Consider the following 25,987-nt stretch of genomic DNA (forward strand, 5'->3'; position numbering starts at 1 on the left):
GCATGGCCGGATACGTCGCCCTGCTGCGTGGGATCAACGTGGGAGGGGCGAACCTGATCGGGATGGACGCGCTCGCGGAGGACTTCCGCGCAGCGGGGTACGAGAGCGTGCGCACCCACAGCCAGAGCGGCAACGTGCTGTTCACCGCGGAGCCGCAGACCGCACCCGACCTCGAGGCCGCGCTGGAGTCGATGCTGCGACACCGGCTGGATGCGCCGCTCACCGTGATCGCCCGGTCGAGGGACGAGCTGGCGGCGACGGTCGCAGCAGCCCCTGCCGACCACGGCTCCGACGAGTTCCGCAGCGAGGTGTTCTTCCTGAAGCACCCACTGGCCGCCGACGAGGTGATGGCGCAGCTCCCCGAGCTGCGCGACGGCGTCGACCGCATGGCTCCGGGGCCAGGCGCGCTCTACTTCTCGCGCACCAAGGCGCTCGCGACGAAGACCCGCATCCAGCGCCTGATGGCGATGCCGGTCTTCAAGCGGATGACCGTGCGCACCTGGCGCACCACCACCCGTCTCCTGGAACTCCTCGACGCCTAGCCCAGCCGGAAGGTGGAGCGGGGGATGTCGTCGACGAGGCGGTGCGCGATGGCGAACGCGTCCTCCTCCGCGAGCTGGTGGGTGACGACGAGGGAGGAGAGGAACGACGCATCCACCCGGCGGGACATGTCGTGCCTGGCCGGGATGGAGCAGAACGCCCTGGTGTCGTCGATGAAGCCGCTGGTCTTCGTGAAACCGGCGCTGTCCGTGATCGCCTGGCGGTAGCGCAGGATCGCGGCTGGGGTGTCGATGAACCACCACGGCGCACCCGCGTACACGCTCGGGTAGAAGCCGGCGAGCGGCGCGATCTCGCGCGAGAACGTCGTCTCGTCCACCGTGAACAGCACGATCCTGAACGTCGAGCTCGTGCCGAAGTCGCGCAGGATGGGCGTGAGCGGCACAGTGAAACCGCCCACCGCCGGAAGGTCGTGGCCGGTGTCCGGCCCGAACGCGTCGAACGTCGGACGGTGGTGGTTGCGGATGACCCCGGGGTGCAGCTGCATCACCAGGCCGTCGTCCGCCGCCATCTCTGCCAGCCGGTAGAGCATGTTGCGCCGGTAGGCGACGGCCTCCGCCGCGGTCAGGCTGCCGTCGATGGCGGCCAGGTGGATGCGCGACGCCTCCGCCTCGGAGAGCGGATCGCTTCCCGCGTCGATCACACCAGTGTCCGTCGCGGTGCCTCCCGCGGCGATGAACGCCTGGCGGCGCGCGCGCAGGGCGGAGAGGAGGCCGGGGTAGGTGGAGGTGTCGATGTCGGCGCGGGCGGCCAGCGCGTCCAGCTTGCCCCGCCAGGTGGGCTCGTCCGGGTGCATGTACCTGTCGGCGCGGAAGGTGGGGACGACGCGGCCGGTGAAGGTCGGGTCGTCGCGGAGGCGCTGGTGGGCGGACAGGTCGTCCGCCGGGTCGTCCGTGGTCGCGAGCACCGAGATGCGGAACCGGTCGAACAGCGCGCGCGGACGGAACTCCGGGCGGGTCAGCGTCTCGGCGAGCTGGTCGTAGAGGGCGTCCGCGCTCGCGGCGGACGGCTGCTCGGTGAGCCCGAACACCTCGCTGAACTCCGATTCGAACCAGAAGCGCACCGGGGTGCCGAGGAAGACGTCCCAGTTCTCGCACAGGCGACGCCAGATCTCCCTGCCGGAGGCGGTCGGTGCCGCGCCGTCGCGGGAGAGGCCCAGCTCGTCCAAGGGGACGCCGACCGCGTGCAGCATCCGCGTCACGTAGTGGTCCGGCGTGATGAGGAGCGCCGACGGGTCTCCGAACGGCTCGTCGTCGGCGAGCATCGCGGCAGGCACGTGGCCGTGCGGCGACACGATCGGAGCGTCTGCGACCGCCGCGTGCAGGCGCCTGGCCAGGTCGCGCTCCGCCGGGTCGGCGGGGAACAGGCGGTCTGGATGCGGGGCGAGCGTGGTCATCGGCGTCCTTTCAGTTCCGCGCGGGCCCGGTGGAGGACCGCACGGTGAGGTGGGTGGGGAGGGTGGCGCCCTGGCGCATCCCGAGCGTGCTCTGGTCGTCGAGCCTGGCGAGCAGCATCGACACGGCCGTGCGCCCCGCCTGCTCGATCGGAGCGGTGAGGGTGGTGAGCGGCGGGTTGCAGAAGTCGGCGCCGAAGATGTCGTCGCAGCCGACGATGCTCACGTCGCCCGGCACATCGACGCCGCGCTCGCGGAAGCGGGCGAGCATCCCGATGGCCAGGAGGTCGTTGAAGGCGATGCAGGCGGTGACGCCCGCGTGCAGCACGGCGTCCGCAGCAGCGGCGCCAGCGTACTGACGGGGCGAGAACGGGCCGAGTCTGGTGGCCGTGACGCCGTAGCGCTCCGCCGCCCGCACCATCGCCCGCCAGCGGCCCTCGTTCGACCACGACGTCTCCGGGCCGGAGGCGTAGCAGAGCTGGGTGTGGCCGAGGGAGACGAGGTGGCCGACGGCCTGCTCGATGCCGCTCGGGGTGTCGATGAAGATGTGCGGGACGCCGCGGGTCTGCCGGTTGATGGCGACCAGCGGGATCTCCTGAGCCAGCGTGGTCAGCCGTCGGTCGGTGAGTCGGGAAGCGGCGAGGATGGCGCCGTCGAAGGAGCGCCGGAGCTTGTGCAGCATCCCGTCCTCCAGCTCGTCGGACTCCTCGGTGTCGACCAGGATCTGGGTGTAGCCGGCGGCCTTCAGCTGCTGCTGGGTGCCGCGGATGATGCCGAAGTAGAACGGGTTGGTCACGTCGGAGACGAGCACGGCGATGGCGCGCGTCTTTCCGCTGGTGAGCGCCCTGGCCTGCGAGTTGGGAACGTAGTTGAGTTCGCGGGCTGCCTGCTCGATGCGCTCGCGGGTGATGGCGTTCACCCGGCCGGGATTCGAGAGGGCGCGCGAGACCGTCGAGGTGGCGACGCCGCTGGCCGCCGCCACGTCTGCGAGGGTGGCTGGGCGATCCGACCCCGCTCCGGCGAGAGGTTGCATGACGACATCTCAGCACACGATGGCAAATTATGGCAATCGGTTGCACCATCCTTGCCGCGCTGCTTAGAGTCCTCAGCAACCATCCTCCATGCACCAGCTGAGGGTGCTGACACTCACGTCCCTGTCTCAAAGGAGAGTCACGAATGAGATCTCGCATCGCGCTCGGCGCGGTCGCCGGCCTGGCCGTCATCGGCCTGGCATTGAGCGGCTGCTCCTCGTCGGGGAGCACCGGCTCCTCCACCTCCGGGAAGGTCGACGGCAAGGGCAAGACCCTCGACGTCATGATCGCGGCCAACTCGCTCTACCCCACCGAACAGCAGCAGTGGTTCAAGGATGTGTCCGCCCAGTTCCAGAAGGAGACGGGCGCGACGGTCAAGTTCGAGACCTTCGCATCCGCCAACGACGAGCTGACCAAGATCCAAACCTCGGTGCTCAGCGGCCAGGGTCCGGACATCTACGACCTCGGCACCACCTTCACCCCCACCGCGTACTCCACCGGAGCGTTCGTGAAGCTCACGGACGACGACTGGAAGAAGGTCGGCGGCCGTGACAGGTTCGTACCCGCGACGCTCGGCATCTCCGGGCCGGACGAGAAGAACGAGGTGGGCATCCCCTTCCTCAGCCGTCCGTTCGTGATGGCGTACAACAAGGACCTGCTGAAGGCCGCAGGCATCGACAAGCCGGCCGACACCTGGGATGGGCTCGCCGACCAGGCGAAGAAGCTCACCTCCGGAGACGTGCACGGAATGGCCGTCGCGTACGCGGACAGCTTCGACCCCTGGAAGTTCGTCTGGGCGATGGCGATGCAGCAGGGCAACACCATCCTGGATCTGAAGAGCAAGAAGGCCACGATCGACGACGACGCCGTGAAGAAGGCGTATGAGACGTACTTCGGCTGGCTCACCGACGACAAGGTGGTCGACCCCGCCGCGATCGGCTGGAAGAACGCCAACGCCGTCGCCGCCTTCGCGGACGGCAAGGCAGCGTTCCTGCCGATGGTGTCCTCGTCGTCGCAGGTCTCGCTCGACAAGTCCAGCGTGGCAGGCAAGTACGGCTACGCCGTGATGCCGACCATCCCGCCGGGGGAGACCAAGCTCCCGAGCGACGGCAAGGCCGCCGCGACGATCATCTCCGGCGACAACATGGTCGTGGCGAAGTACTCCAAGAACCAGGACCTCGCCTTCGCCCTCGTCAAGATGCTCACCAGCACCGACAACCAGGTGAAGTACACCAAGACGTTCGGCGACCTGCCGACCAACGCCGATGCCGCCAAGCAGATCGAGAGCGGCAACGAGCTCATCGCTCCGATCCTCGACGCGGGCACGAAGGCGTACGGCACCCCGTTCAGCGGCGCGTGGGGTGACACGCAGCTCGCCCTGGTGAACGTGGTGGTGCAGTCCATCCCGTCGCTGTCGAACGGGTCGGTGTCGTCCTCCGATCTCGAGGCCAAGCTCAAGACGGCGCAGGACACCGCGCAGAGCTCGCTGAACAAGGCCAAGTAGCCGGAACCGATCATGTCCAACCCCACCCTGGCCGCGCCGGAAGGCGCGACCGGCCACGAGAGCGGCTCSCCCGCGGGGAACACCCCCGCGGGCGGCCGCCCCGGCCGGAACGAGCAGCACGCCACGCCGCGTCGCAAGCGGAAGTACGAGCGCAACCGGCCGCTCTGGATGCTGCTGCCCGGCGGCATCCTCATGCTGGTCATCATCGTGGTGCCGCTCGTCGTCGCGGCGATCATGTCGACGCTCGACCTCGACCAGTACACGCTGCAGAGCTGGCTGCAGGCCCCGTTCATCGGCCTGCAGAACTACGTCGAGGCGATCGTCTCGTCGTCGCTGCTGCGCTCCATCGGGATCAGCGTCTCCTTCGCGCTGATCGCGGCGGTCGTCACGATGCCGATCGGCCTCGCCGCCGCCCTCGCCACGCAGAACAAGTTCCGCGGGCGGGCACTCGTGCGCTCGCTGTTCCTCATCCCGTACGTGCTCCCCGCGTTCGTGGTCGGCACGCTCTGGCGCACCATGCTGCAGCCGGGCGGTGTCGTCGACTCGACGCTCGGCGCGATGGGCATCCACACCGGGCTGTTCCTCAACGGCCCGCTCAGCTACTGGTCGCTCATCGTCGTGCAGATCTGGACGTCGTGGCCGTTCTTCTACCTGCTCGTCCTCGCCGGTCTGCAGTCCGTCGACCACGAGGTGCACGAGGCAGCCGCCATCGACGGCGCCACCTGGTGGATCAAGCTGCGCTCGGTGATCCTGCCGTACCTGCGCGGCCCGATCCTGCTGGCGCTGATCATCGCGTTCCTGCACAACATCAACGCGTTCACGCTGCCGTTCGTGCTGTTCGGGGTGCCTGCTCCGCAGGACGTGGACGTGCTGCCGGTGCTCACCTACGTCACGAGCTTCCAGAGCTTCCGCTTCGGGCTGAGCGCCGCGATGGCGATCTGCTCGCTGGTGCTCATCGCCATCCCGCTGTTCATCTACTTGCGGGCCGTGAAACTCGACTCAGGAGAGGAGGAGCAGCGATGACCGCCGTCAAGCCGTCCTCGGCCGACATCACCCGGCTGCTGCCCCGGCCGCTGCTCGTCGCGGTCATCGTGGTGCTGCTGGTGATCGTGCTCGGGCCCGTGCTCTACATGCTGTTCGCGTCGATCAACTCGGACGTCGCCGTCGCCGGCGGCGCGTTCTTCCCGACAGAGCTGCACCTCGACAACTACCTCAAGGTGTGGACGACGGTCGACCTCGGCACCGGGCTGATGAACAGCGTGATCGTCTGCGTGGCCGTCGCCATCGTCTGCGCGTTCCTCGCTGTCGCGACGGCGTACGTGCTGGTCCGCTACGACTTCCGCGGTCGCCTGTCCTTCCTCCGCGGGCTGCTCGGCCTGCAGTCGATCCCCGGCACGCTCATGCTGCTTCCGGTGTTCGTGCTGTTCTCGTCGACCGCGAGCCTGCTCGGGGTGCAGATCATCGGGACGCGCTGGGCGGTGTTCATCACCTACCTCACGTTCGCGCTCCCGTTCTCGACCTGGGTGATGGTCACCTACCTGCGCGGCCTGCCCAAGGCGCTCGAGGAGGCGGCGCGCATCGACGGTGCGTCGTCGTGGCGCATCCTGACCCGCATCGTGGTGCCGCTCAGCTGGCCGGGCATCGTCGTCTCCGGCATCTTCGCGTTCCTGCTCGGCTGGAACGACGTGCTGTTCGCATCCGTGCTGACCAACCCCGAGACCCGCACCGCCGCCGTGGCGCTGCAGGTGTTCGGGGCGACGCAAGAGGGTGGCGCGATCCCGCTCTACGGGCAGATGATGGCGGCGTCCCTCATCTGCGCCGTGCCCGTGGTCGCTCTGTACCTCGTGTTCCAGCGCTACCTCGTCGGTGGCCTGACCTCTGGAGGAGTGAAGTGAGCCAGAACGCTCAAGAATCGGTGAGCTGGGCCCTGTCGGGCTTCGGCGACGAGATCGACCAGGACCCTGTGGTCCAGGTCGCGGTGCTGCAGGCCCTCGGTGCGAACCACATCGAGGTGCGCAGCGCCTGGGGCGTGAACATCGTCGACCTCGACGACGAACAGCTCGCCCGGCTGGCCGGGATCCTCACCGAGCGGGGGATGGGCGTCTCGGCCATCGCATCGCCGATCGGCAAAGTGGATGTGTCCCTCCCCGTCGAGCACGAGGTCGAGCGTCTCGGCCGCGCCATCGCGGCGGCGCAACGCCTCGGCACCCGCTACATCCGGCTGTTCTCCTTCTATCGCGGAGACGACGTCGCGGTCGAGAGCATCCGCGACGACGTGATGCTCCGGATGCGCGCCCTCGCGGACGCGGCGGAGGCCGCGGACGTCGTGCTGCTGCACGAGAACGAGAAGGACATCTACGGAGACACCCCGGAGCGCTGCCTCGACATCGTCGAGACGGTCGGCTCTCCGAATCTCCGGCTCGCCTGGGACAGCGCCAACTTCGTGCAGGTCGGCGTCGCCTTCCCGTTCGACGACGGCTATGCCGCCCTCCGCCCGCACCTGGAATACCTGCAGGTGAAGGACGCCGTCGCCGCCACCGGCGACGTCACCCCGGCCGGGGAGGGGGACGGGCAGCTGCTCGCCACCCTCACCGCGCTCCGCGACGACGGATACACCGGCTTCGCCTCCCTGGAACCCCACCTCGCAGACGTGAACAACATGGGCGGCTTCTCCGGGCCGGAGGCGTTCGGCCGCGCAGGCCGCGCGCTCCGCCGCCTCACCGACCAGATTGGAGTGCAGCTCGTATGAGCTCTCGCCTGAACGTGGCCATCGTCGGCTGCGGCATCATCGGCCTCAACCACGCCAGGGCCATCGCCCGGCACCCCGACCTCGCGATCACCGCCCTGGTGGATGCGGTCCCCGCCGCCGCCAGCGCCCTCGCCGACCAGATCGTGTCCGAGTTCGGCGGGGAGCGCCCCGCGGAGTTCGAGACCCTCCCAGCCGCGGTCGCCGCCGCGGCTGTCGACATCGTCGTCATCTGCACGCCGAGCGGACTGCACGTGCAGCTCGCGGAGGAGGCGCTCGCCGCTGGCAAGCACGTGGTGATCGAGAAACCGCTCGACGTCTCGATGGCGCGAGCCAGGCGCATCCTGGAGCTGTCCACGCAGGCGGAGGGCCGCGGTCTCGTCGTCTCCGTGATCAGTCAGCACCGGTTCGACCCCGCCTCCGTCGTCGTCGCCGACGCAGCCCACAGCGGCGCGTTCGGCCGGGTGACCAGCGGGATCGCCTCCGTCGCCTGGTGGCGCAGCCAGGACTACTACGACTCCGGCCAGTGGAGAGGCACCTGGGAGCTGGACGGCGGTGGCGCCGTGATGAACCAGGGCGTGCACACGGTCGACCTGCTCGTCTGGTTCCTCGGCCGGCCCGTCGAGGTCGTCGCGCAGACGGCGCTGCTCGCGCACGAGCGCGTCGAGGTGGAGGACATCGCGGTCGCGACCGTGCGGTTCGAGTCCGGCGCGCTGGCCGTGGTGCACGCCACGACCGCCGCGTACCCGGGAGGGTCGGTGCGCATCCACGTGCACGGCGACCGCGGCTCGGCGATCATCGAGGACGACCAGCTCGAATACTTCGGCACAGCGGATCCAGCGGCGTTCGACGCGAGTGGCGCCAGCGTCGTGAACCGCGCGGCCGAGCTCGTCGAGGCGGGGGAGGTGCGCGGGGGAGAGCGTGGAGCGGACCGCTTCATCGTCGGCCACCTGCGCCAGTACGAGGACGTGGTGGATGCGATCCAGCAGCACCGCGCACCCGGGGTGACGGTCGAGGACGCGTTCGTGTCCCTCGCCGTCGTCCGCGCCATCTACCTGTCGGCCACTCTCGGCCGACCGATCGCGTTCGACGAGGTGCTCTCCGGAGCCCTCGACGACATCACCGTCACGACAGGAGCCTGACCGATGAAGTTCTCGGTGTTCACCGCATCCACCCCCGACTGGACCCCAGCGGAGGCGGCTCAGACGCTCGCCGCCCAGGGCTGGGACGGCATCGAGTGGCGCGTCATCGACCAGGACGACGCCACCCCGCCCGGCTTCTGGGCAGGCAACCGTGCCACCTGGCCGCTGACAGGGATCGAAGAGTCCGTGCCGGAGATCGCACGGCTGACCGCCGAGTCCGGCCTGGAGTTCTCCGGCATCGGCGGCTACGCCCGCTGCGACGACCACGAGAACGTCGACAGGATGCTCGCAGCGACCGCGGCTCTCGGCGCACGGCAGGTGCGCGTCACCGTGCCGCGCACCGACTCAGGCGACGATTACCGCGAGCTGTTCGCGTCCGCCCGCCGCGACATCGAGCGGGCAGCGGCCCGCGCCGGCGAGCTCGGCGTGAAGGCGCTGATCGAGCTGCACCACGAGACCATCACGCCGTCGGCGTCCGCCGCGTTCCGGATGGTCGACGGCATCGACCCGCAGACGGTCGGCGTGATCCACGACCTCGGGAACCTGGTGATCGAAGGGCAGGAGGCGACCCTCGCCGCGTTCCAGCTGCTCGGCCCGTATTTGGCACACGTGCACGTGAAGAACGTCGCCTGGCTGCCCGGCGAGCCGGAGGCGGACGGCACGGTGCGCTGGCATCACGAGTGGGCTCCACTGCGCACGGGCGCCGGGGACGTGGAGGCGTACTTCGAGGCGCTGCACGCCTTCGGCTACGACGGCTGGGTCACGGCGGAGGACTTCTCCACCGAGCTCCCGCTCGCCGAGCGCACGCGCGACAACCTGGCGTACCTGCGCGAGGTCGATGCCAGCACGCGTTCGCTGGCCGCGGCCCGCGCATGACGACGCCGCCGCGCTCCGAGCGTCACCCCGTCCGCATCGTGCACCTCGGCCTCGGCGCGTTCCACCGTGCCCACCAGGCCTGGTACACCCAGCGGGCGAACGAGCGCGGCGACCGTGCGGGCGAGGCTGGCTGGGGGATCGCGGCGTTCACGGGGCGGAGCCCGGAGGCCGCGCGCGTGCTCGCAGCACAGGATGCGGTGTACACGCTGATCGAGCGCGGCCCCGACACCGACGCGGCGATCATCGTGGATGCGCTGAGTACCGTGGCAGACGGAGGCGACACCGCGCGCTGGCGTGCGGCCGTCGCCGACCCTGCCGTCGCGGTGCTGACGCTCACCGTCACGGAGGCAGGCTACCGGCCGTCAGCGGCTGCGCTCGACGCGGACCGGGCGTCGCTCGCCACGGGGGATGGCGCATCCACCGCCCCCGGCCGGCTGGTGGACGGGCTGCGCGCTCGCCGCGCCGCTGGGGTCGGCGCCATCGCCGTGGTGAGCTGCGACAACCTGCCGGACAACGGCAGGGTGGCGCGGGACGCGGTGCTCGGCCTCGCGCAAGACGTCGACGCCGAGCTGGCCGAGTGGATCGAGAGCTCGGTCTCGTTCGTGTCGTCGATGGTCGACAGGATCACCCCGGCCACCACCGCTGCCGACCGCGCGACGGCAGCGCGCCTGACCGGCTACGACGATGCCGCTCCCGTGGTCACGGAGCCGTTCAGCGAGTGGGTGCTGAGCGGCGCCTTCCCCGCCGGCCGGCCCGCCTGGGAGACGGTCGGCGCGCAGTTCGTCGACGACATCGAGCCGTACGAGCGCCGCAAGCTCTGGCTGCTCAACGCCGGTCACTCGCTGCTCGCATACCGCGGGCTGCTGCGCGGATACGCCACCATCGCGGAGGCGATGGGCGACGACGCGATCGTGGCCGACCTCGAAGCGCTCTGGGCGGAGGCACGAACAGAGCTCCCGTTCGACGCAGACACCGTGGACGCGGCCATCGCCGCCCTCCGCGACCGCTTCGGCAACGCGCGCATCGAGCACCGGCTGGCGCAGATCGCGACCGATGGCTCGCAGAAGCTCGGGCCGCGCATCCTCGACCCGCTTCGGTCGCGGCTGGCGGCAGGGCGCGCGCCAGGCGACGCTCAGGCAGGGGTGCTCGCCGCCTGGGCACTGCACCTGCTCGGCGACGACGTGCGCGACCCTGCCGCTGCGCCGCTCGCCGAGCGGCTTCGCGCACACCCGGACGACGACGCGGCGCTCGCCACCGCCGTCGTCACCGAGCTGGCTCCCGACCTTGCGGGAGACGCGTCGCTCACCGACCTCATCCAGAGCCGGATCGCGCACCTGCGCACCGGCGTCACCACCGAACCACCGCTACCGACAGGAGCACACTGACATGCGCATCACCTCCGCCGAGGTTCTCGTCTCGAGCCCCGGCCGCAACTTCGTGACACTGAGGATCACCACCGACGACGGGTTCACCGGCCTCGGCGACGCCACCCTCAACGGCCGCGAGCTCGCGGTCGCCGCCTACCTGAGCGAGCACGTCGTGCCGCTGCTGATCGGCAGGGACGCGCACCAGATCGAGGACACCTGGCAGTACCTCTACCGCGGCGCTTACTGGCGTCGCGGCCCGGTGACGATGGCGTCGATCGCCGCGGTCGACACCGCGCTCTGGGACATCAAGGCGAAGGCGGCTGGGCTTCCGCTGTACCAGCTGCTCGGCGGTCGCAGCAGGGAGGGCCTGCTGGTCTACGGTCACGCATCCGGCGCTGAGCTGCCCGAGCTGTTCGACTCGATCAACGAGCACCTGGAGGAGGGCTACCGCGCTGTCCGCGTGCAGACGGGCATCCCAGGGTTGCCGTCGGTGTACGGCGTCGCGTCGAGCAAGAACGCGGCGGCCGGCGCCGGATCCGGCTCGGACGCACGCTACGACTACGAGCCCGCTCGGCGCAGCGCCGTGCCCGTGGAGGAGTCGTGGGACACCCGCGCGTACCTGCGGCACGCGCCGACGGTGTTCGAGGCCGTCCGCAACGAGTTCGGCCCTGAGCTGCCGCTGCTGCACGACGCGCACCACCGGCTCACGCCCATCCAGGCTGCCAAGCTCGGCAAGTCGCTCGAGCCGTACGACCTGTTCTGGCTCGAAGACGTGACGCCGGCGGAGAACCAGGCGGTGCTGCGGCGGGTGCGCGAGCACACCACGACGCCGCTCGCCATCGGAGAGGTGTTCAACACGATCTGGGACTACCGCGAACTGTTCGAGGAGCAGCTCATCGACTACGTTCGCTCGCCCATCACGCACGCGGGCGGCGTCACCGGGCTGCGCCGGATCTTCGATTACGCTTCGGTGTACCAGATCAAGTCAGGGGTCCACGGCCCCACCGACGTCTCGCCGGTCGGCCTGGCCGCCGCCATCCACCTCGGCATCGCCATCCCGAACTTCGGCATCCAGGAGTACATGAAGCACAGTCCGACCACCCACGAGGTCTTCCGCACCACGTACAGCTTCGAGAACGGGATGCTGAAACCGTCCGACGCGCCAGGCATCGGCGTCGACTACGACGACGTGATCGCGCAGTCGTTCCCGTACGAGGCGGCGTACCTGCCGGTGAACCGTCTGCTCGACGGTTCCATGCACGACTGGTGACCGGCGAGGGCGCGGCGCCGATCCGGGTCGTCGTGATGGGGGTGTCCGGGTCTGGCAAGAGCACGATCGGTGCCCTCATCGCGCACGAGCTGGGGGTGCCGTTCGTAGACGGGGACGCCCTGCATCCGATCGAGAACGTGCGGAAGATGGCAGGGGGCACCCCGCTGGACGACGCCGACCGCGCGCCGTGGCTTCGCGCCGTCGGCCGCGCGCTGGCCGAGGCGGACGGCGGACTGGTGATCGCGTGCTCCGCCCTCAAGCGTGCGTACCGCGACCTGATCGCGAGCGAGGCGCCCGGCGCGGTGTTCATCCATCTCGCCGGGTCGCGCGCCGTGCTCGCGGCCCGCATGGAGGGCCGCACCGACCACTTCATGCCGGCCGCGCTCCTCGACTCGCAGCTCGCGACGCTCGAACCACTCGCCGCCGACGAGCGCGGCGCGACGATCGACATCGACGCTCCCGTCGACGACGTGCTCGCGCGCGCCGTGCTCGCCGCGCGCGAGCGCTAGATCGGCAGGTTGAAGAGGCGCTTGGCGTTGCCGGAGAGCACCAGCTCGCGGTCGGCGTCGCTGAGCTCGAGCTCGTTCTGGACGAACTCGACGCCCTGGTTCATCCAGGAGCGGAAGACGGGGAACGACGAGCCGAACAGGTAGTGGTCTGCCCCGCTGACCTCGATGGCCGCCTCGACCTGCGTCTTGCCCCAGGAGTGCGGGTGGGTGAGGTCGAAGAAGATGTTCTCGTCCAGGTACTGCTTGATCTTCTCGCCGCCTGTCGGGTCGAGGCGGGCCATCGCCTCGGCCTTGTTGGGGGCGTGCGGGGTGAGCAGCGCTGCGTTCGCGAACCAGTTGCCGCCGAGCATCGTGTGGATGAAGCGCAGGTTGGGGTACTTGTCGAACATCCCGCTGAACAGCTCCCGGCCGACGGCGGTTGCCTGGTCGACGATGCGGCCGTACTCACGGCGGAGGTTGGTGTAGTCGATGACCGACTTCCACTCGACGGGAAGCGGGGTGTGGTGCACGATGACCGGGATGTCGAGGTCGTTGAGCACCGTGAGGTACGGGTCGAACGCCTCGTCGTCGAGGTAGAGCTGTCCGTAGTGGCAGGCGAGCTGCACGCCCACGACGCCGAGCTCCTTGATGCAGCGCTCCAGCTCGTAGATGTTCTCCTTGCCGCCCCACGGCGGAACGCAGGCGGTGGCGAACAGGCGCCCGTTCGACTTCTTCACGATCTCGGCGGCGTTGTCGTTGACCGCCTTGCAGGTCTCCAGGCCGAGCCATTCCTGCCACACCGGGACGCGCATGATGCCGTAGTCGACGCCAGCCTCATCCATCGCTGCGAGTTTGGCCTCCGCCGAGTAGTCGCCCTCGACGTAGTTGAGGTTCTGGTATCCCTTCGGCTTCTCCAGGATCAGCTGCTTCTGGCCGCTCTCCATCGTGATGACCCGGGCGATCTCGCCGAAGCCGCGCGGCGCTGAATCGAGGAAGCCGTTGAGGATCTTCTCGTTCGTGAAGAGGTCCTCCGGCAGATGGTGGATGTTGATGTCGACGACCGTCATGGCCTGAACTCCTTTGTTTCGTACACCGTTGTGACGTCAGCATACGTGATCCTGACAGGATCGTGCTGGAAATCGTGTGCGATCCTGTGTACGATCACACTGCGCCTCACGGTCGAGCGACGTCGCCGACCACCGCGCGGAAAGGCAGTGCAGTGAGCGAGCTCATCGAGCGGGACGTCGAGTACACGGCGGGTGGCGTTGCCATGACCGGGTACTTCTGCGTACCGGAGACGGCCGGCCGGCTCCCCGGCGTCGTCCTCCTACACGACGCCTTCGGCCTCGACCAGGCGTTCCGCGCCACGGCACGCCGGCACGCCCACTCCGGAAGGGCGGTCTTCGCGGCCGACCTCTGGGGCGGACGCCGCAGCCCGAGCACCGGCGACGAGATCGGGCAGCTGATCGGCTCGATGGTGTCCGATCGCGACACCTGGATGGCCAGAGTCCACGCGGCGCACGAAGCCGCATCCGGTCAGCCGGAACTCGACTGGGACGCCGTCGCGACCGTCGGATACTGCTTCGGCGGTTCGTCGGCCCTCGAATACCTCCGCACCGGAGGGCGCACGCGCGGCGTCGCGAGCATCCACGCCGGGCTCGACCTGCTCATCCCAGGATGGGAGTCGTCCGACCGGGATGCGCGCGTGCTCGTCTGCACCGGCGCCGACGACCCGATGGCCACCCCTGCCCAGTGGCAGGCGCTCAAGGCGGCGCTCACCGGACGCGGCATCCACTGGGAGCTCGACCTCTACAGCGGTGCCAAGCACGCTTTCACCGACCCACGGGCCGACAGCCTCGGGATGCCGGGGGCCGCGTACGACGCGCGAGCCGCTGCCAGAGCGCTGGGGTCCACCGACCGATTCCTCGACGAACTCCTCGCACAGTAAGGGACACGAATGCTCGACATCGCCATCATCGGGGCAGGGCCAGCCGGGCTGCTCACGGCGCTCCGCCTGCACAAGGCGGGCTACAGCCCGACGATCTACGAATCGGTTCCAGAGCTGAAACCGCTCGGCGTCGGCGTGGACATCAAGGTTTACGGGACCAAAGAGATCGAGGAGATCGGCCTGCTCGACGAATTTCGCGCCATCTCGGTGGATGCGGAGGACTCGATCTTCTTCAACGCCCACGGCCAGGAGATCTACGCCGAGAAGTGCGGTGTGCACATGGGCTACCTGAACGAGCAGCGATTCGTGCATCGCGGGAGGCTGCAGATGCTCTTCCACAGCACGGTCGTCGAACGGCTCGGCGCCGGGGCGGTGAAGTCCGACACCCGCGTCACCGGATACCGCCAGGACGGCGACCTGGTCACCCTCGACGTCGTGCACAGCGACGGAACCACCGGCCAGGTCGGTCATGACGCCGTGATCGCCGCAGACGGGATCAACTCCGCCGTGCGCAAGCAGATGCATCCGGAGAGCTCGACCCCGCACTACTCGGGCATCACGATGTGGCGCGGCGTCACCGTGCACCCGCCGTTCCTCAACGGCCGAACCATCCTGCATATCGGTGACCCGCGGGTCTCCTCGATGATCGTCTACCCGATCCAGGACGACGTGGACGGCCAGGGCAACCAGCTCATCAACTGGGTGGTCGAGTACGAGCGCGACGAGACGGCGGAGGACTGGAACCAGAAGGGCACGGTCGACCAGATCCTCCCGCTCTACGACACGGTCAAGCTGCCGTTCCTCGACGTGCAGCAGCTGATGCGGGATGCGCGCGAGGTCTACCTCTTCCCCCTGATCAGGCACGACCCGCTCGACAACTGGGTGGACGGCAGGGTCGTCCTGCTCGGCGATGCAGCGCACGCGATGTATCCGCGCGGCGGCAACGGCATCTCCCAGGCCCTGGTGGATGCGCATGTCATCACGGACCAGCTGCTCGCGCATCCGGACGACCCGCACGCGGCGTTCGTGGCGTACGACGCGATCCGCCGCGAGCCGGTGAACCGCATCGTCATGAACATGCGCGGCGAGGGATACGAGGTGATCCGCCGGATGGTCGCGGAGCGCACGGACGGTCAGCCGTTCGAGGACATCGAGGAGGTGCTCCCGCTGGCGGAGGCCGACGAGATCTTCAGCAAGTACCACGCGCTCGTCGGCGCGCCCCGGCCGGGCCGCGAGGCCGGCGAGGCGACCGGCTACCGCACCTGGGCCGCACCGAAGGCGACGGCATGATGGGCGCGGTCGAGGAGGTAGACCAGGCGACCAGGGATGCGATCCTCGCCGTCGAGGACACCCGTCGGCGCGCGCTCGTCGACGGTGATCTGGATGCGCTCGACGCGATCTTCGACGACGCGCTGATCCACATCCACGCACCGGGGCTGGTGCACACGAAGGCCATGCTGCTTGAGCACGTCGGAACGCGCCGCGCCTACCTGGCGGTGGAGCGCGGAGACCTGAGCATCCGGCGGATCGGCGACGTCGCGATCGTGGTCGGGCCGATCACCAACCACCTGAGGAACCCGGACGGGTCGAGCAGGCTCCAGACCGGAACGGTCACCCAGGTGCTCCGCCTGGCCGGCGACGGCGCGTGGCGGTTCGTGAACTTCCAGCTCACGCCGACCGGCGAGGAGATCTGGGGCGCGCTCCCGTCCGAGCGTGCGGCGGCTGCGGGGGATGACGCAGCATGAGACTGGCTCGCTACTGTGCAGGAACAGAGGATCGCGTCCGGCTCGGCCGCGTAGACGGCGACACCGTGACCGACCTGTCCGGCGTTCGGGGGATCGGATCGTCACTGAAGGCGATCCTCCCCACACTGCAGGAGCTGGAACCCGCGATCCTCGCGGCGGAGGGCGACACCCACGCGCTCGCGGAGGTGACCCTCCTCCCGCCGGTCGACGACCCGCAGAAGTTCCTCGGCATCGGCATGAACTACCGGGAGCACGCGGCGGAGGCGGCGCTCGCCGGCATCCCGACGCCCACCAGTCAGCTCTGGTTCAACAAGCAGGTGTCGTGCATCGTCGGCCCGTTCGACGATGTGGTGAAGCCGGACGTGTCCGACCAGCTCGACTACGAGGTGGAGCTCGGCGTCGTGATCGGCCGGCGCTGCAAGAACGTTGCCGTCGAGGATGCGCGCTCGGTGATCGCCGGGTACGTCGTACTCAACGACGTCTCGGTGCGCGACTGGCTGCAGAAGCGCTCGCCGACGTTCACGCTCGGCAAGTCGTTCGACACGCACGGTCCCATCGGGCCGTGGCTGACCACCGACGACGAGATCGCCGACCCGCTCGCCCTCCGGATGACGCTGACCGTCAACGGCGAGGTCCGTCAAGACCACGTCACCGACGACATGATCTACGACATCTACGAGCAGATCGCGTATCTGACGCAGGTGATGACGCTCCTGCCAGGCGACATCCTCGCGACAGGGACGCCGCAGGGGATCGGCGCGCCGACGGGGAACTTCCTCCGGGTCGGCGACGTCGTCGCTGCCGGCATCGACGGCCTCGGCGGGATCGAGAACCGGATCGTGGCGGAGGTGCGTTGAGGATGTCGATCACGCTGAAAATCGCATACGATGTCACACACGATCAGGTTGCAGGCGCATCCCGATCGGCCACGCCCGCAATGACGCGAACCAGGGAGCACGACCGATGACCACACATGAGAGCGCGACCGCCGCGATTTCCCGGGTGACCCCCGACCGTCAGCGCCTCGGTTTCGGCTGGTGGTCGTCACGCTACGCCGTCATCGTCGTGTGGCTGGCGCTGATCATCCTGTTCAGTCTGCTTGAACCGAACACGTTCTTCACAGCCGGTGCGTTCCGGGTGATCTTCGGCGGCCAGCTCGAACTCGTCTTCCTCTCCGCCGGGCTGCTGTGCACCATCATCGTCGGAGAGTTCGTCGACATGTCCGTCGCGTCGAACTTCGGCCTGTCCGCAGTACTCGTCTCGGTGCTCAACGTCACGTACCACTGGGATGTCTGGGTGTCCGCCGTCGTCGCCGTCGCGGTCGCCGCGCTGGTCGGCCTGATCAACGGGCTGCTCGTGGTGCGCGTCGGCGTCAACACGATCGTGGTGACCCTCGGGATGAGCACGGTGCTGCTCGGGCTCGCGATGTGGGTGACGAACCTGCAGCCGATCAGCGGACTCCCGCAGAGCTTCGCGCAGCTCGCCCTGTTCAACTTCGGCATCAAGGGCGGCCTGCCGATCGGCTTCTTCATCGGCCTCGTCCTGATGCTCGGCTTCGCGTACATCCTGCAGTTCACGCCGCTCGGCAGGAACATGCGGTTCGTCGGCGAGAACCGCGAGGTCAGCCGCCTCGCCGGAGTGAGGGTCAACCGCATCCGGCTCGGCGCGTTCATCGCCGCCGGCGTGATCGCCGGTCTCGGCGGAGTGCTCGCCGCTGCCAAGACGGGCGGGTTCGACTCGTCGGTCTCCCAGACCTACCTGCTGCCGATGTTCGCCGCCGTGTTCCTCGGCACCGCGATCCTTCAGCCAGGGCGGTTCAACCCGATCGGCACCCTCATCGCCGTCTATTTCCTCGCGACCGGCGTGCTCGGCCTGCAGCTCCTCGGCGCCACATCGTGGGTCGCCAACGTCTTCTACGGCGCGGTCCTCGTCACGGCCGTGACCCTCTCGACCATCCTCAACCGGCGCGCGAGATAGCCGTGCCGGCCCGAGGACGCACCACCCCATCCGCATTGCCAATGTTGTCAAGAAGGAGCTAGAAACCATGACCACCACAGCACACAGGGCGCGCCGCAGTCTGATGCTCGCCAGCGGCATCGCGGTCGCGGCGCTCGCGCTCGCCGGCTGCTCCGCCGACGATGCGGCCGCGCCGAGCTCCAGCTCCGCCGCGGGAAGCTCCGACCTCGCCAAGGCCGTCGCGGCGGCGGAGGCGCTCCCCACGTCGTACCCGATCCCGGCCGACCCCATCTCCGGCGTCAGCGCTCTCAAGGGCAAGACGGTCTACTACATCCCGATCACCCAGCAGGCGCCGCAGTTCACGGTAACCGGCACCGCGCTCAAGAAGGCGCTCGGCACGGTCGGCATCACCGTGCAGACCTGCGACGGCAAGGGTACGCCGACCGACATCGGCGCCTGCATCGGCCAGGCGCAGGGTGCGGGAGCCGCCGGCATCATCCTCGACGCCATCCCGTACGAGCTCGCCGCGAACGGCCTTGACGCCGCCCGCGCGGCCGGCATCCCGGTGATCGTGTCCGACCAGGGTCCGACCGACGACAAATACCCGGCGGATGCGACCCTCGCCTACCTGCCGGCCCCGGCCCCCGCGACCGACACCGCCCTGCTGCAGTGGATCGCCAAGGACTCGGGAGGCAAGGCCAACATCCTGATCAACCAGGACGCGGACGGCCCGTGGCCCGCGGCGTACATGAAGACGGCGCTCGCCCAGCTGAAGAAGGACTGCCCGGACTGCAAGACGACGATCAACCAGGTGTCGTCGGCCAACTTCGCGCAGGTGGCGCCGTCGACCTCGGCCGCGCTGCTCGCCGACCCGTCGATCGACTACGTGTTCACCGACTTCGCGCAGTTCCTGCAGCCGACCCAGGGCGGCATCCAGTCCGCGGGCGTCGCCGACACCGTGAAGGTCGTCTCCGGCGCAGCGGTGCTCGGAACCTACCAGGCGGTCAAGGCGGGTCAGCTCGCCGCCGCGGCCGGCCAGGCGGCGTCGTTCCAGGGCTGGCAGGCTGGTGACATCATCCTGCGCCTGATCACGAAGACCAAGGTCGGGGACTACGCGATCCCGACCAGGCTCTTCTCGCCGACCAACATCGACAGCGTCACCCTCACCGCCGCGGCGGAGGCGTCGGGCGAGTGGTTCGGCCCGACGACGTTCCCTGCCGACTTCAAGAAGCTGTGGAGCGCCGAGTGACGGACGAGCACTCGACGGTGGCGCGGGCGGCGACGTCCGCGCCATCCGTCGCGCCGCGGCTGTCCGTCGAATCGCTCTCGAAGACGTTCGGCAGCAACCGCGGCCTCAAAGACGTCGCGTTCGACGTGCGGCCGGGGGAGATCCACGCCCTGGTCGGCCAGAACGGGTCCGGCAAGTCCACGGTCGCGAAGATCCTCTCCGGGCTGTACACCCCCGACCCAGGCAGCAGGGTCTCGATCGACGGAGCACCGTTCCCCCTCCCCGTGCAGCCCGCGCACGCGCTCGCCAGCGGGATGGCGGTCGTGCACCAGAGCCTCGGCCTCGTCGACTCGTTCACCGTTCTCGAGAATCTCCGCGTCGGCCGGTTCGCGGCGTCGAAGGTGTTCCGTCGCATCGACTGGAAGCACGAGAGAGCGGAGGCCGAGGCGGTCTTCGCCCGCATCGGCCGGACGGTGCCGCTCGACGTGCCCGTCGGGTCGCTCCGCGAGGAGGACCGCGCCACCGTCGCGATCGCCAGAGCGCTGCAGGACGCGACGCCCGGCCGCGGGCTCATCATTTTCGACGAGTCGACGCGCGCACTCGGGCGTCGCTCGCTCGAGCACTTCTTCCGCATCCTGCACGACATCGTCGCGACGGGAACGTCCGTCCTCCTGATCACCCACAGGCTGGAGGAAGTGGTCGATGCGGCCGACAGGGTCACGGTGCTCCGCGACGGCGCGACCGTGGTCAGCGGCAAGGACGTCGCCGGCATGACGGAGACGGAACTGACCGCGCTCATCCTGGGCCGAGGGCTGGAGGGGCTCGGCACCAAAACGCCCGTCCACCCGGCGCCCGGCGCTCCGTCCGTACGGATCACCGGGGTGACGGGCCTCGGCGTCTCCGACGTCGCATTCGATGTGCGCCAGGGCGAGATCGTCGGACTCACGGGACTCGCCGGGTCCGGCTACGACGACATCCCGTACCTGCTGAGCGGCGTCAGCCGCGCGTCGGCCGGTTCCCTCGCCCTGCCGTCGAAGATCGTCAACATCGCCGGTCTCACACCCCCGACCGCGATCGAGTCCGGCATCGCGCTGGTGCCGGAGGGCAGGGAGCACGCCGGGATCGCCGCTGGCATGTCGATCGAGGAGAACATCGGCTTCCCGCAGACCGCCCGCGCGAAGCGGTCTCTGCTGCCGATCAGGGCGAAGGGCCAGCGCGCGCTCGCCGCCGACTGGATCGAGCGACTCGACGTCCGCCCTCCCCGGCCGTCCGCGCACGTCGGCACGCTGTCCGGCGGCAACCAGCAGAAGGTGTTCATCGCGAAATGGCTCGCGACCGACCCCACCCTGCTCCTGCTGCACGAGCCGACCCAGGCGGTGGATGTGGGCGCCAGGCACACGATCGCGACCGCCGTGAGGGATGCGGCGGCGTCCGGCCGGTACGTCGTCGTCGCTGGATCGGACGAGAACGAGCTCGCCCTCATCTGCGACCGCGTGCTGGTCTTCGACGACGGCGTGATCGCGCGCGAGCTCACCGGCGCGTTCACCCCGGACGACATCGTGGCGGCGATCTACACGAACGGGTCGCGGGGCCGCCTCCGCGACCGCGAGGCGGCGACGGAGTGACCGTGCACGACGAGGACATCGACGGCTTCTTCTCCACCGCCCGCGTCAGCGGTCGAGACGAGGCGGTCGTCCTCGGAGACGAGGACTACCGGGACTTCCTGATCGGGCACGACGACCCGGAGCTCGCCGACTGGCGGCAGATGACGTACGAGAAGTTCGCGGCGACCAGGCAGCAGAACGAGTTCCTCGCCGCTCTCCTCGCCGACTGGGACGAGCTCTACGCCGAGCCGTTCGTCGGCGTCACCTCGGACGGTGTCGTGCGCGACGGCCTGTACGACCTCCGGAGGGGCGGCGAGACCGACCCGGAGCTGGTCGCCGCGGCGGACCAGGCGCTCGCGGCGCTCTCCGCCGACCAGCAGCGCCGGGTCCGCTATCCCGTGGATGCGCCGGACTGGCGCGGCTGGAGCAACCCGGAATTCGTGTTCCACCGCAACGGGCTGCGGCTGGAGGACATCGCGGACGACCAGGCGGAGGCGATCCTCGCCCTCATCGCCGCATCCCTCAGCGCTGACGGCTACGCGCGGGTGCGCGAGGCGATGGCGCTCAACGGCTTCCTCGGCGAGCTGACCGACCTGCCCGGCATCATGAACGAGCGCAGCTACTGGTTCGCGTTCTTCGGCGCCCCGTCGCCGAGCGAGCCGTGGGGCTGGCAGCTGTCCGGGCATCACGTCTGCCTCAACTTCGTGACGGTGGGAGGGCGAGACGTGATCGCGCCGGTGTTCATCGGCGGCGAGCCGGCGCTCACGGACGCACGGCCCCCGCTCTTCGACGAGCGCGAGCGGCTCGCGATCCGGCTGGCGTCCTCGCTCACGGCGGAGCAGCGTGCGGAGGCGGTTGTCTACGCCTCGGTGCTCGACCCCGCCATGCCGGAGGGACGCGTGCACCCGGCCGACGAGCGGCACGTGGGCGGAGCCTTCCGCGACAACCGCGTGGTGCCGTACGAGGGCATCCAGGCGTCGCGGCTGTCACCGGACCAGCTCGGGATGCTCAGGGCGATCGTCGCCGACTTCCTCCTGCTGCTCCGCGAGCCGCAACGCGACCTCACGCTCGCCGAGTTCGACGGGCACCTCGACGAGACGTGGCTCTCCTGGTACGGCGCGACCGACGGTTCGCAGCCGGTGTACTTCCGCATCCAGAGCCCGGTGGTCCTGGCGGAGCTGGACAATCACGCCGGTGTCTGGCTGGCCAACCGCCTCCCGGCGCGGTTCCACGTGCACACCACGCTGCGGATGCCGAACGGCAACGACTACGGCAAAGCGTTCATCGCGTCCTGGTCGGCCGACGGGGCCGCTCAGGACGAGCGCTGAGCGCCGAGCGACTCGTCGTAGTTGGAGATGGCCTCGAGCGTCTTCACGTCGTGATCGCGCGCCGTCGCCTCGATCACGTCGGGGTCCGCACCGGCCTCGATGAGGTCGAGGATGCCGTCGTGCTCGTCGATGGACTCCAGGGCGCGTCCTGGCGCGTACCAGTACGCGGAGCGGCGGATGAGGTCCATGCGCACCCACTCGGCCATCACGAGCTCGTTGAGCCTGGGGTCGTCGCACTTGGAGCAGACCAGCTCGTGGAACTGCCGGTTCAGGATGCCGAACTGGATGGTGTCCAGGTTCTGCAGGGCTTCGCGCATCCTGACGTTCATCTGACGCGCCTGCGCGATGTCCTCCGCGCTGAGGTTGGGTGCGGAGAGGGCGGTGGCGAGGCCTTCGAGGCGCGCGAGCAGCCGCATCGTACGGTGCCAGGAGTTGGTGTCGAACGTCTTGACGGTGGCGCCGGCGTTCTGGACGATGTCCACCCAGCCCTCGGCTTCGAGCCGCCGCAGCGCCTCGCGCCACGGCACGGAGCTGATCTCGTGCTCACGGGCGAGCTGGTCGATGACGAGGCGGTATCCGGCACCGTATGTGCCGTCCATGATGCGCGCCTTCAAGATGTCGTAGGCCTGCACCGCTCTGCTCGACGCCACTGTCCGCCCTTCCCGTATCTCCCGATAATATCAGAAATCCTATGCGATCCGGCTGTTCGGCGCACCGAATCGCAGTCGCTCAGACGCCGCGCACGAGCTTGGTGAGCTCGGTCATCGCCCCGCTCGCCGCTTCGAGCGCGGCCCTCTCCCGTGTGCCGAGCTGCGCGATGGCCTCGGCGACGGCGCCGGCCCAGTCCGCGGCGATGGCCTCGTGCTCTGCACGCCCGAAGGCGGTCGGGACGATCCGGACGGTGCGCTTGTCCGTCTCGTCGGCAGCGCGCTCGACCAGCCCCTTGCCGACGAGCACCCGGATGGCGGCGCTCGCGTTCGGCTGACGGAGGCCGAGGTCTGCCGAGAGCTCCCCGACCGTCGAGCCTGGCGCATCCACCACCTGTTTGAGCAGCGCGACCTCCGTGGTCGGCAGCGGGCCGACGCCCGCGCGGTCGGGGGAGCGTTTGTGGATCGTCCACGCGAGCTCGCGCAGGATCACTGGAAGACGCGCGCTCACGTTGTCTGGCATGGCACCATTCTCACCCAGTGGCCGCACCGACGCTCAGAGCGGCTGCGCCATCACGTCCAGAACGTGCCTGGTCGCGGCCACGTTGTCGAAGCCGGGGAGGCGCCCCATCTCCCACTCCGCGATGTTGAGCGAGGTCTCGACGACGAGCCTGCATCGCTCCAGCCGCCGGTCGGTGTACTCGGCGAAGGCGCTCTCCAGATCGTCGTGCCGTGCGAGCGCGTCGGCGAGCACGACGCCGTCCTCGATGGCCTGGGCTGCTCCCTGCCCGAGGTGCGGGGTGATCGTGTGCACGGCGTCGCCCATCAGCACGACGCGGCCTCGGTGCCACGGCGTCGGAACGCCCATGGTCTCCTCCGGGCGGAGGACGATGTCGGCGTCGTCGGTCACGAACTCGTCGCGCACGCGCCCTGCGAGTCCGCCGAACGGGGCGAGGTACTCCCGCAGCCGGGCGGCCAGCTGGTCGCGCGGGATGCGTTCCTGAACCTCCATGTGGGCGTTGTAGAACATGTAGGCCAGGTCGGGGCCGATCGGCACGAAGCCCGCCATGTCGCCGGTGGGGGAGACCTGGAGGACGATCCTGTCGATCTCCGGAAGCCGGGGGATGTTGAGGCGGAAGGCGGATTGACCGATGTACCTGGTCTCGATGTCGTCTCCGAGCACGTGCGGTCGCACTCTGGAGCGGACGCCGTCGGCGCCGACCACGATGTCCGCCTCGATGACGTCGCCGGTGGCCGTCGTCACCCGCACCCGGTCGCCGAGATCCTCGAGGTTCTCGAACGCTGTCGAGTAGTGGATGACGACCCCCACCTCCCTCGCCCGCTCGGACAGGATGTCGTGGAGCTGCGGGCGGGTCACGCCGTTCATCGGCGGGAAGGTCGTGCCGTCGATCTGGATGCCCTGGATGTCGTGTAGGTGGTTGCCGTCGACGTCGATCATCTCGCCCCAGGCCTGCGCCGCGAAGCCGACGGCGACGCACGCGTCAGCGCATCCGATCGCGTCGAGCGCGCGCAGGGCGTTGCCGGGCTGGATGATGCCGACGCCGAAGATCGAGCTGTGCAGGTCGGCCGACTTCTCGACGACCTGCACGTGGTGGCCACGCTGCCGGAGGGCGATCGCGGCGGAGAGGCCGCCGATTCCGGCGCCGACGACGAGGATGTGGAGTTTGCCCATGATGGTCCTACTTCGCTGTAGTGGGGGCGTCCGTGGGTTCATGAACGCATATGAAGCAATATATATACACACATATAGAATGAGTCAAGTGTTCCGTGGAAATCGCGTGCGATCGTGTGTACGATCGCCAGCATGTCGCGCCGCACCGCCATCCACCTCGCCGGGTTCGCCCACACCAACCCCGTGCCGGTCGCCAGCCGCATCGGCCAGCACGTCTACTCCGGCGTGCTCACCGGCCGCGACCCGCAGACGAAGGAGTTCCCCGCCGACCTCGAAACGCAGGTCGCCAACGTGTTCGACCGCATCCGTGAGCTGATGGATGCGGTCGGCGGCAGCACGGACGACATCGTCAAGCTGACCTTCTGGCTGGCGGAGTACCGCGACAGGGACGCTATCAATCGCGCGTGGCTGGCGATGTTCCCCGATCCGGACGACAGCCCGGCCCGACAGGCGATGGCGGCACAGCTCGACAACGGCGCGCTGCTGCAGTGCGACCTCGTGGCGATCCTGCCGGAGGGTGGGTAGTCGCTACTCCGGGAGAGGCCTGGCCCATCCGCTGATCCGCTCCAGCAGCCGCCCCACCACAGGGTCGGCTGCGGCACCAGCGCGGGCGAGGACGAGTGCGCGCAGCGTTCCGGGGTCCGGCTCGATCCTGCGCACCACCACGTCGAAACGGGCCAGACTCGCGTGATCGGGGTCGGGCAGGATCGCGCGCGCCGCCCCCGCCTCGATGAGCGGGAGCGATGTCTGGATGGTCTCGACGGTCCGGATCGCGGACGGCACGACCCCGTGCCGCCGGAGCGCATCCTCGACCGCCTCGGGCAGGCTGGGCACCGCGGAGGTGCGACGCGGCAGCAGGAGGGTCCGGCCGTCGAACGCTTTCAGGGGGAGCGGGTCCGGCGCATCCACCTCTGTGGGCGGAAGGGCTGCGACGAGCGGGATGCTTCCCCAGTCGACCACGTCGAGCGTTCCGCGATAGCGGCTGACGAAACGTCGCGGATGCGCGACCATCACGGCGGCCAGATCCACGGTGCGCTGCTGCAGCATGTCGATCGCCGTCCACGGCGGAGGATCCACCAGCCGGATCTCCACCTCCGGTGCGTCTGCGATGTGCGCCTTCAGCAGTTGCGGCAACCGGTGCCACATCAGGGCAGGCACGGCGGCGAACGTCAGAGAGCCTGCGACGCCCGCGCCGAACCGGCCGAGCGCCGACGTCACCTCGTCCACCTCGCTCAGGATGCGCGACGACGCGTCGAGCAGGTAGCGCCCTGCGCTCGTCGGCTCGACCCCGCGCGGCGTCCGCACCAGGAGAGGAACGCCGACGTCGGCCTCGAGCTTGGCGATGGCGACGGACAGGGGAGGTTGCGACATCCTGAGCTGCACGGCAGCGGCCGTCAACGACCCTGCCTCGACGACGGCGGCGAAATACCGCAACTGGCGCAGCTCCATGCGTCGAGTGTATG

At 69.3% G+C, this 25,987-nt stretch carries 26 protein-coding genes; 19 read left to right on the forward strand and 7 right to left on the reverse strand.

Features of this window, described 5'->3' with window-relative positions; genetic code table 11:
• Nucleotides 1–2: 2 nt before the first annotated feature.
• Nucleotides 3–542 (forward strand): DUF1697 domain-containing protein, encoded by a 540-nt coding sequence (locus ASE16_RS00540; RefSeq protein ID WP_055889210.1) that lies wholly within the window; start codon nucleotides 3–5, stop codon nucleotides 540–542.
• Here the strand turns inward: ASE16_RS00540 and uxaC are convergent.
• Together uxaC and ASE16_RS00550 are read right to left on the reverse strand one after the other, a co-directional pair.
• On the reverse strand, nucleotides 539–1,954 hold the full coding sequence (uxaC, locus tag ASE16_RS00545) for a glucuronate isomerase (RefSeq protein WP_055889214.1): 1,416 nt from the start codon (nucleotides 1,952–1,954) through the stop codon (nucleotides 539–541). The two genes, ASE16_RS00540 and uxaC, sit on opposite strands and share 4 nt — an antisense overlap.
• 10 nt (nucleotides 1,955–1,964) lie before the next feature.
• On the reverse strand, nucleotides 1,965–2,984 hold the full coding sequence (locus ASE16_RS00550; protein ID WP_055889217.1) for a LacI family DNA-binding transcriptional regulator: 1,020 nt from the start codon (nucleotides 2,982–2,984) through the stop codon (nucleotides 1,965–1,967).
• A gap of 143 nt (nucleotides 2,985–3,127) precedes the next feature.
• Here ASE16_RS00550 and ASE16_RS00555 point away from each other — a divergent pair, with 143 nt between their 5' ends.
• The 9 genes from ASE16_RS00555 to ASE16_RS00595 are packed head-to-tail and all read left to right on the forward strand — an operon-like array spanning nucleotide 3,128 to nucleotide 12,396.
• Nucleotides 3,128–4,486, forward strand: a complete 1,359-nt coding sequence (locus tag ASE16_RS00555) for an ABC transporter substrate-binding protein (protein ID WP_055889219.1) — start codon at nucleotides 3,128–3,130, stop codon at nucleotides 4,484–4,486.
• Between the two features lie 12 nt (nucleotides 4,487–4,498).
• The gene (locus ASE16_RS00560) at nucleotides 4,499–5,509 is read left to right on the forward strand and encodes a carbohydrate ABC transporter permease (RefSeq protein ID WP_055889221.1); all 1,011 of its coding nucleotides are present in this window, start codon (nucleotides 4,499–4,501) and stop codon (nucleotides 5,507–5,509) included.
• Nucleotides 5,506–6,381 carry a carbohydrate ABC transporter permease gene (locus ASE16_RS00565; protein ID WP_055889224.1) on the forward strand — a complete coding sequence of 292 codons (876 nt, stop codon included), beginning with the start codon at nucleotides 5,506–5,508 and terminating at the stop codon, nucleotides 6,379–6,381. Before ASE16_RS00560 ends, ASE16_RS00565 begins: the two co-directional genes overlap by 4 nt.
• A 20-nt stretch (nucleotides 6,382–6,401) precedes the next feature.
• A complete protein-coding gene (locus ASE16_RS00570; RefSeq protein ID WP_055891349.1) occupies nucleotides 6,402–7,235 on the forward strand; it encodes a sugar phosphate isomerase/epimerase family protein in 834 nt (277 codons plus the stop codon).
• Nucleotides 7,232–8,374, forward strand: coding sequence for a Gfo/Idh/MocA family protein (locus tag ASE16_RS00575; RefSeq protein WP_055889227.1), 1,143 nt, complete (start codon nucleotides 7,232–7,234; stop codon nucleotides 8,372–8,374). Before ASE16_RS00570 ends, ASE16_RS00575 begins: the two co-directional genes overlap by 4 nt.
• A 3-nt stretch (nucleotides 8,375–8,377) precedes the next feature.
• Nucleotides 8,378–9,250: a sugar phosphate isomerase/epimerase family protein gene (locus tag ASE16_RS00580; RefSeq protein ID WP_055889229.1), complete on the forward strand. Its 873-nt coding sequence runs from the start codon at nucleotides 8,378–8,380 to the stop codon at nucleotides 9,248–9,250.
• Nucleotides 9,247–10,635: a mannitol dehydrogenase family protein gene (locus ASE16_RS00585; RefSeq protein ID WP_055889232.1), complete on the forward strand. Its 1,389-nt coding sequence runs from the start codon at nucleotides 9,247–9,249 to the stop codon at nucleotides 10,633–10,635. The genes ASE16_RS00580 and ASE16_RS00585 overlap by 4 nt, the downstream gene beginning before the upstream one ends.
• 1 nt (nucleotide 10,636) lies before the next feature.
• Nucleotides 10,637–11,887, forward strand: coding sequence for a D-mannonate dehydratase ManD (manD, locus tag ASE16_RS00590; protein ID WP_055889234.1), 1,251 nt, complete (start codon nucleotides 10,637–10,639; stop codon nucleotides 11,885–11,887).
• A complete protein-coding gene (locus ASE16_RS00595; RefSeq protein ID WP_235500120.1) occupies nucleotides 11,884–12,396 on the forward strand; it encodes a gluconokinase in 513 nt (170 codons plus the stop codon). Before manD ends, ASE16_RS00595 begins: the two co-directional genes overlap by 4 nt.
• Here ASE16_RS00595 and ASE16_RS00600 read toward each other — a convergent pair.
• Nucleotides 12,393–13,442: an amidohydrolase family protein gene (locus tag ASE16_RS00600; protein WP_055889237.1), complete on the reverse strand. Its 1,050-nt coding sequence runs from the start codon at nucleotides 13,440–13,442 to the stop codon at nucleotides 12,393–12,395. The two genes, ASE16_RS00595 and ASE16_RS00600, sit on opposite strands and share 4 nt — an antisense overlap.
• A 152-nt stretch (nucleotides 13,443–13,594) precedes the next feature.
• On the opposite strand from ASE16_RS00600, the gene ASE16_RS00605 reads away from it, so the two are divergent.
• From ASE16_RS00605 to ASE16_RS00640, 8 genes are all read left to right on the forward strand, one after another.
• A complete protein-coding gene (locus ASE16_RS00605; RefSeq protein WP_055889240.1) occupies nucleotides 13,595–14,323 on the forward strand; it encodes a dienelactone hydrolase family protein in 729 nt (242 codons plus the stop codon).
• 9 nt (nucleotides 14,324–14,332) lie between these two features.
• Nucleotides 14,333–15,613, forward strand: coding sequence for an FAD-dependent monooxygenase (locus ASE16_RS00610; RefSeq protein ID WP_055889243.1), 1,281 nt, complete (start codon nucleotides 14,333–14,335; stop codon nucleotides 15,611–15,613).
• Nucleotides 15,610–16,068, forward strand: coding sequence for a nuclear transport factor 2 family protein (locus ASE16_RS00615; RefSeq protein WP_235500135.1), 459 nt, complete (start codon nucleotides 15,610–15,612; stop codon nucleotides 16,066–16,068). The genes ASE16_RS00610 and ASE16_RS00615 overlap by 4 nt, the downstream gene beginning before the upstream one ends.
• Complete coding sequence (locus tag ASE16_RS00620) at nucleotides 16,065–16,925, forward strand: fumarylacetoacetate hydrolase family protein (protein WP_055889249.1); 861 nt, start codon at nucleotides 16,065–16,067, stop codon at nucleotides 16,923–16,925. Before ASE16_RS00615 ends, ASE16_RS00620 begins: the two co-directional genes overlap by 4 nt.
• A gap of 106 nt (nucleotides 16,926–17,031) precedes the next feature.
• Nucleotides 17,032–18,045 (forward strand): ABC transporter permease, encoded by a 1,014-nt coding sequence (locus tag ASE16_RS00625; RefSeq protein WP_055889253.1) that lies wholly within the window; start codon nucleotides 17,032–17,034, stop codon nucleotides 18,043–18,045.
• A 67-nt stretch (nucleotides 18,046–18,112) separates the two neighbouring features.
• Nucleotides 18,113–19,273, forward strand: a complete 1,161-nt coding sequence (locus ASE16_RS00630; RefSeq protein ID WP_055889257.1) for a sugar ABC transporter substrate-binding protein — start codon at nucleotides 18,113–18,115, stop codon at nucleotides 19,271–19,273.
• Nucleotides 19,270–20,877: a sugar ABC transporter ATP-binding protein gene (locus ASE16_RS00635; protein WP_200949517.1), complete on the forward strand. Its 1,608-nt coding sequence runs from the start codon at nucleotides 19,270–19,272 to the stop codon at nucleotides 20,875–20,877. The genes ASE16_RS00630 and ASE16_RS00635 overlap by 4 nt, the downstream gene beginning before the upstream one ends.
• The gene (locus ASE16_RS00640) at nucleotides 20,874–22,184 is read left to right on the forward strand and encodes a DUF3500 domain-containing protein (protein ID WP_055889260.1); all 1,311 of its coding nucleotides are present in this window, start codon (nucleotides 20,874–20,876) and stop codon (nucleotides 22,182–22,184) included. The genes ASE16_RS00635 and ASE16_RS00640 overlap by 4 nt, the downstream gene beginning before the upstream one ends.
• Here ASE16_RS00640 and ASE16_RS00645 read toward each other — a convergent pair.
• From ASE16_RS00645 to ASE16_RS00655, 3 genes are all read right to left on the reverse strand, one after another.
• Nucleotides 22,169–22,834, reverse strand: a complete 666-nt coding sequence (locus tag ASE16_RS00645; protein ID WP_235500137.1) for a GntR family transcriptional regulator — start codon at nucleotides 22,832–22,834, stop codon at nucleotides 22,169–22,171. The genes ASE16_RS00640 and ASE16_RS00645 overlap by 16 nt on opposite strands.
• 79 nt (nucleotides 22,835–22,913) lie before the next feature.
• Nucleotides 22,914–23,354 (reverse strand): MarR family winged helix-turn-helix transcriptional regulator, encoded by a 441-nt coding sequence (locus ASE16_RS00650; protein ID WP_055889264.1) that lies wholly within the window; start codon nucleotides 23,352–23,354, stop codon nucleotides 22,914–22,916.
• A 33-nt stretch (nucleotides 23,355–23,387) separates the two neighbouring features.
• Nucleotides 23,388–24,524 (reverse strand): FAD-dependent oxidoreductase, encoded by a 1,137-nt coding sequence (locus ASE16_RS00655; protein ID WP_055889269.1) that lies wholly within the window; start codon nucleotides 24,522–24,524, stop codon nucleotides 23,388–23,390.
• Between the two features lie 132 nt (nucleotides 24,525–24,656).
• Between ASE16_RS00655 and ASE16_RS00660 the strand changes: the two genes are divergently transcribed.
• Nucleotides 24,657–25,049, forward strand: coding sequence for a RidA family protein (locus tag ASE16_RS00660; RefSeq protein WP_055889272.1), 393 nt, complete (start codon nucleotides 24,657–24,659; stop codon nucleotides 25,047–25,049).
• A 3-nt stretch (nucleotides 25,050–25,052) separates the two neighbouring features.
• On the opposite strand, the gene ASE16_RS00665 is transcribed toward ASE16_RS00660, so the two are convergent.
• Nucleotides 25,053–25,973 (reverse strand): LysR family transcriptional regulator, encoded by a 921-nt coding sequence (locus tag ASE16_RS00665; protein WP_055889276.1) that lies wholly within the window; start codon nucleotides 25,971–25,973, stop codon nucleotides 25,053–25,055.
• Nucleotides 25,974–25,987: the final 14 nt, after the last annotated feature.

The organism is Leifsonia sp. Root227 (assembly GCF_001428745.1).
Taxonomy (GTDB): Bacteria; Actinomycetota; Actinomycetes; order Actinomycetales; family Microbacteriaceae; genus Leifsonia.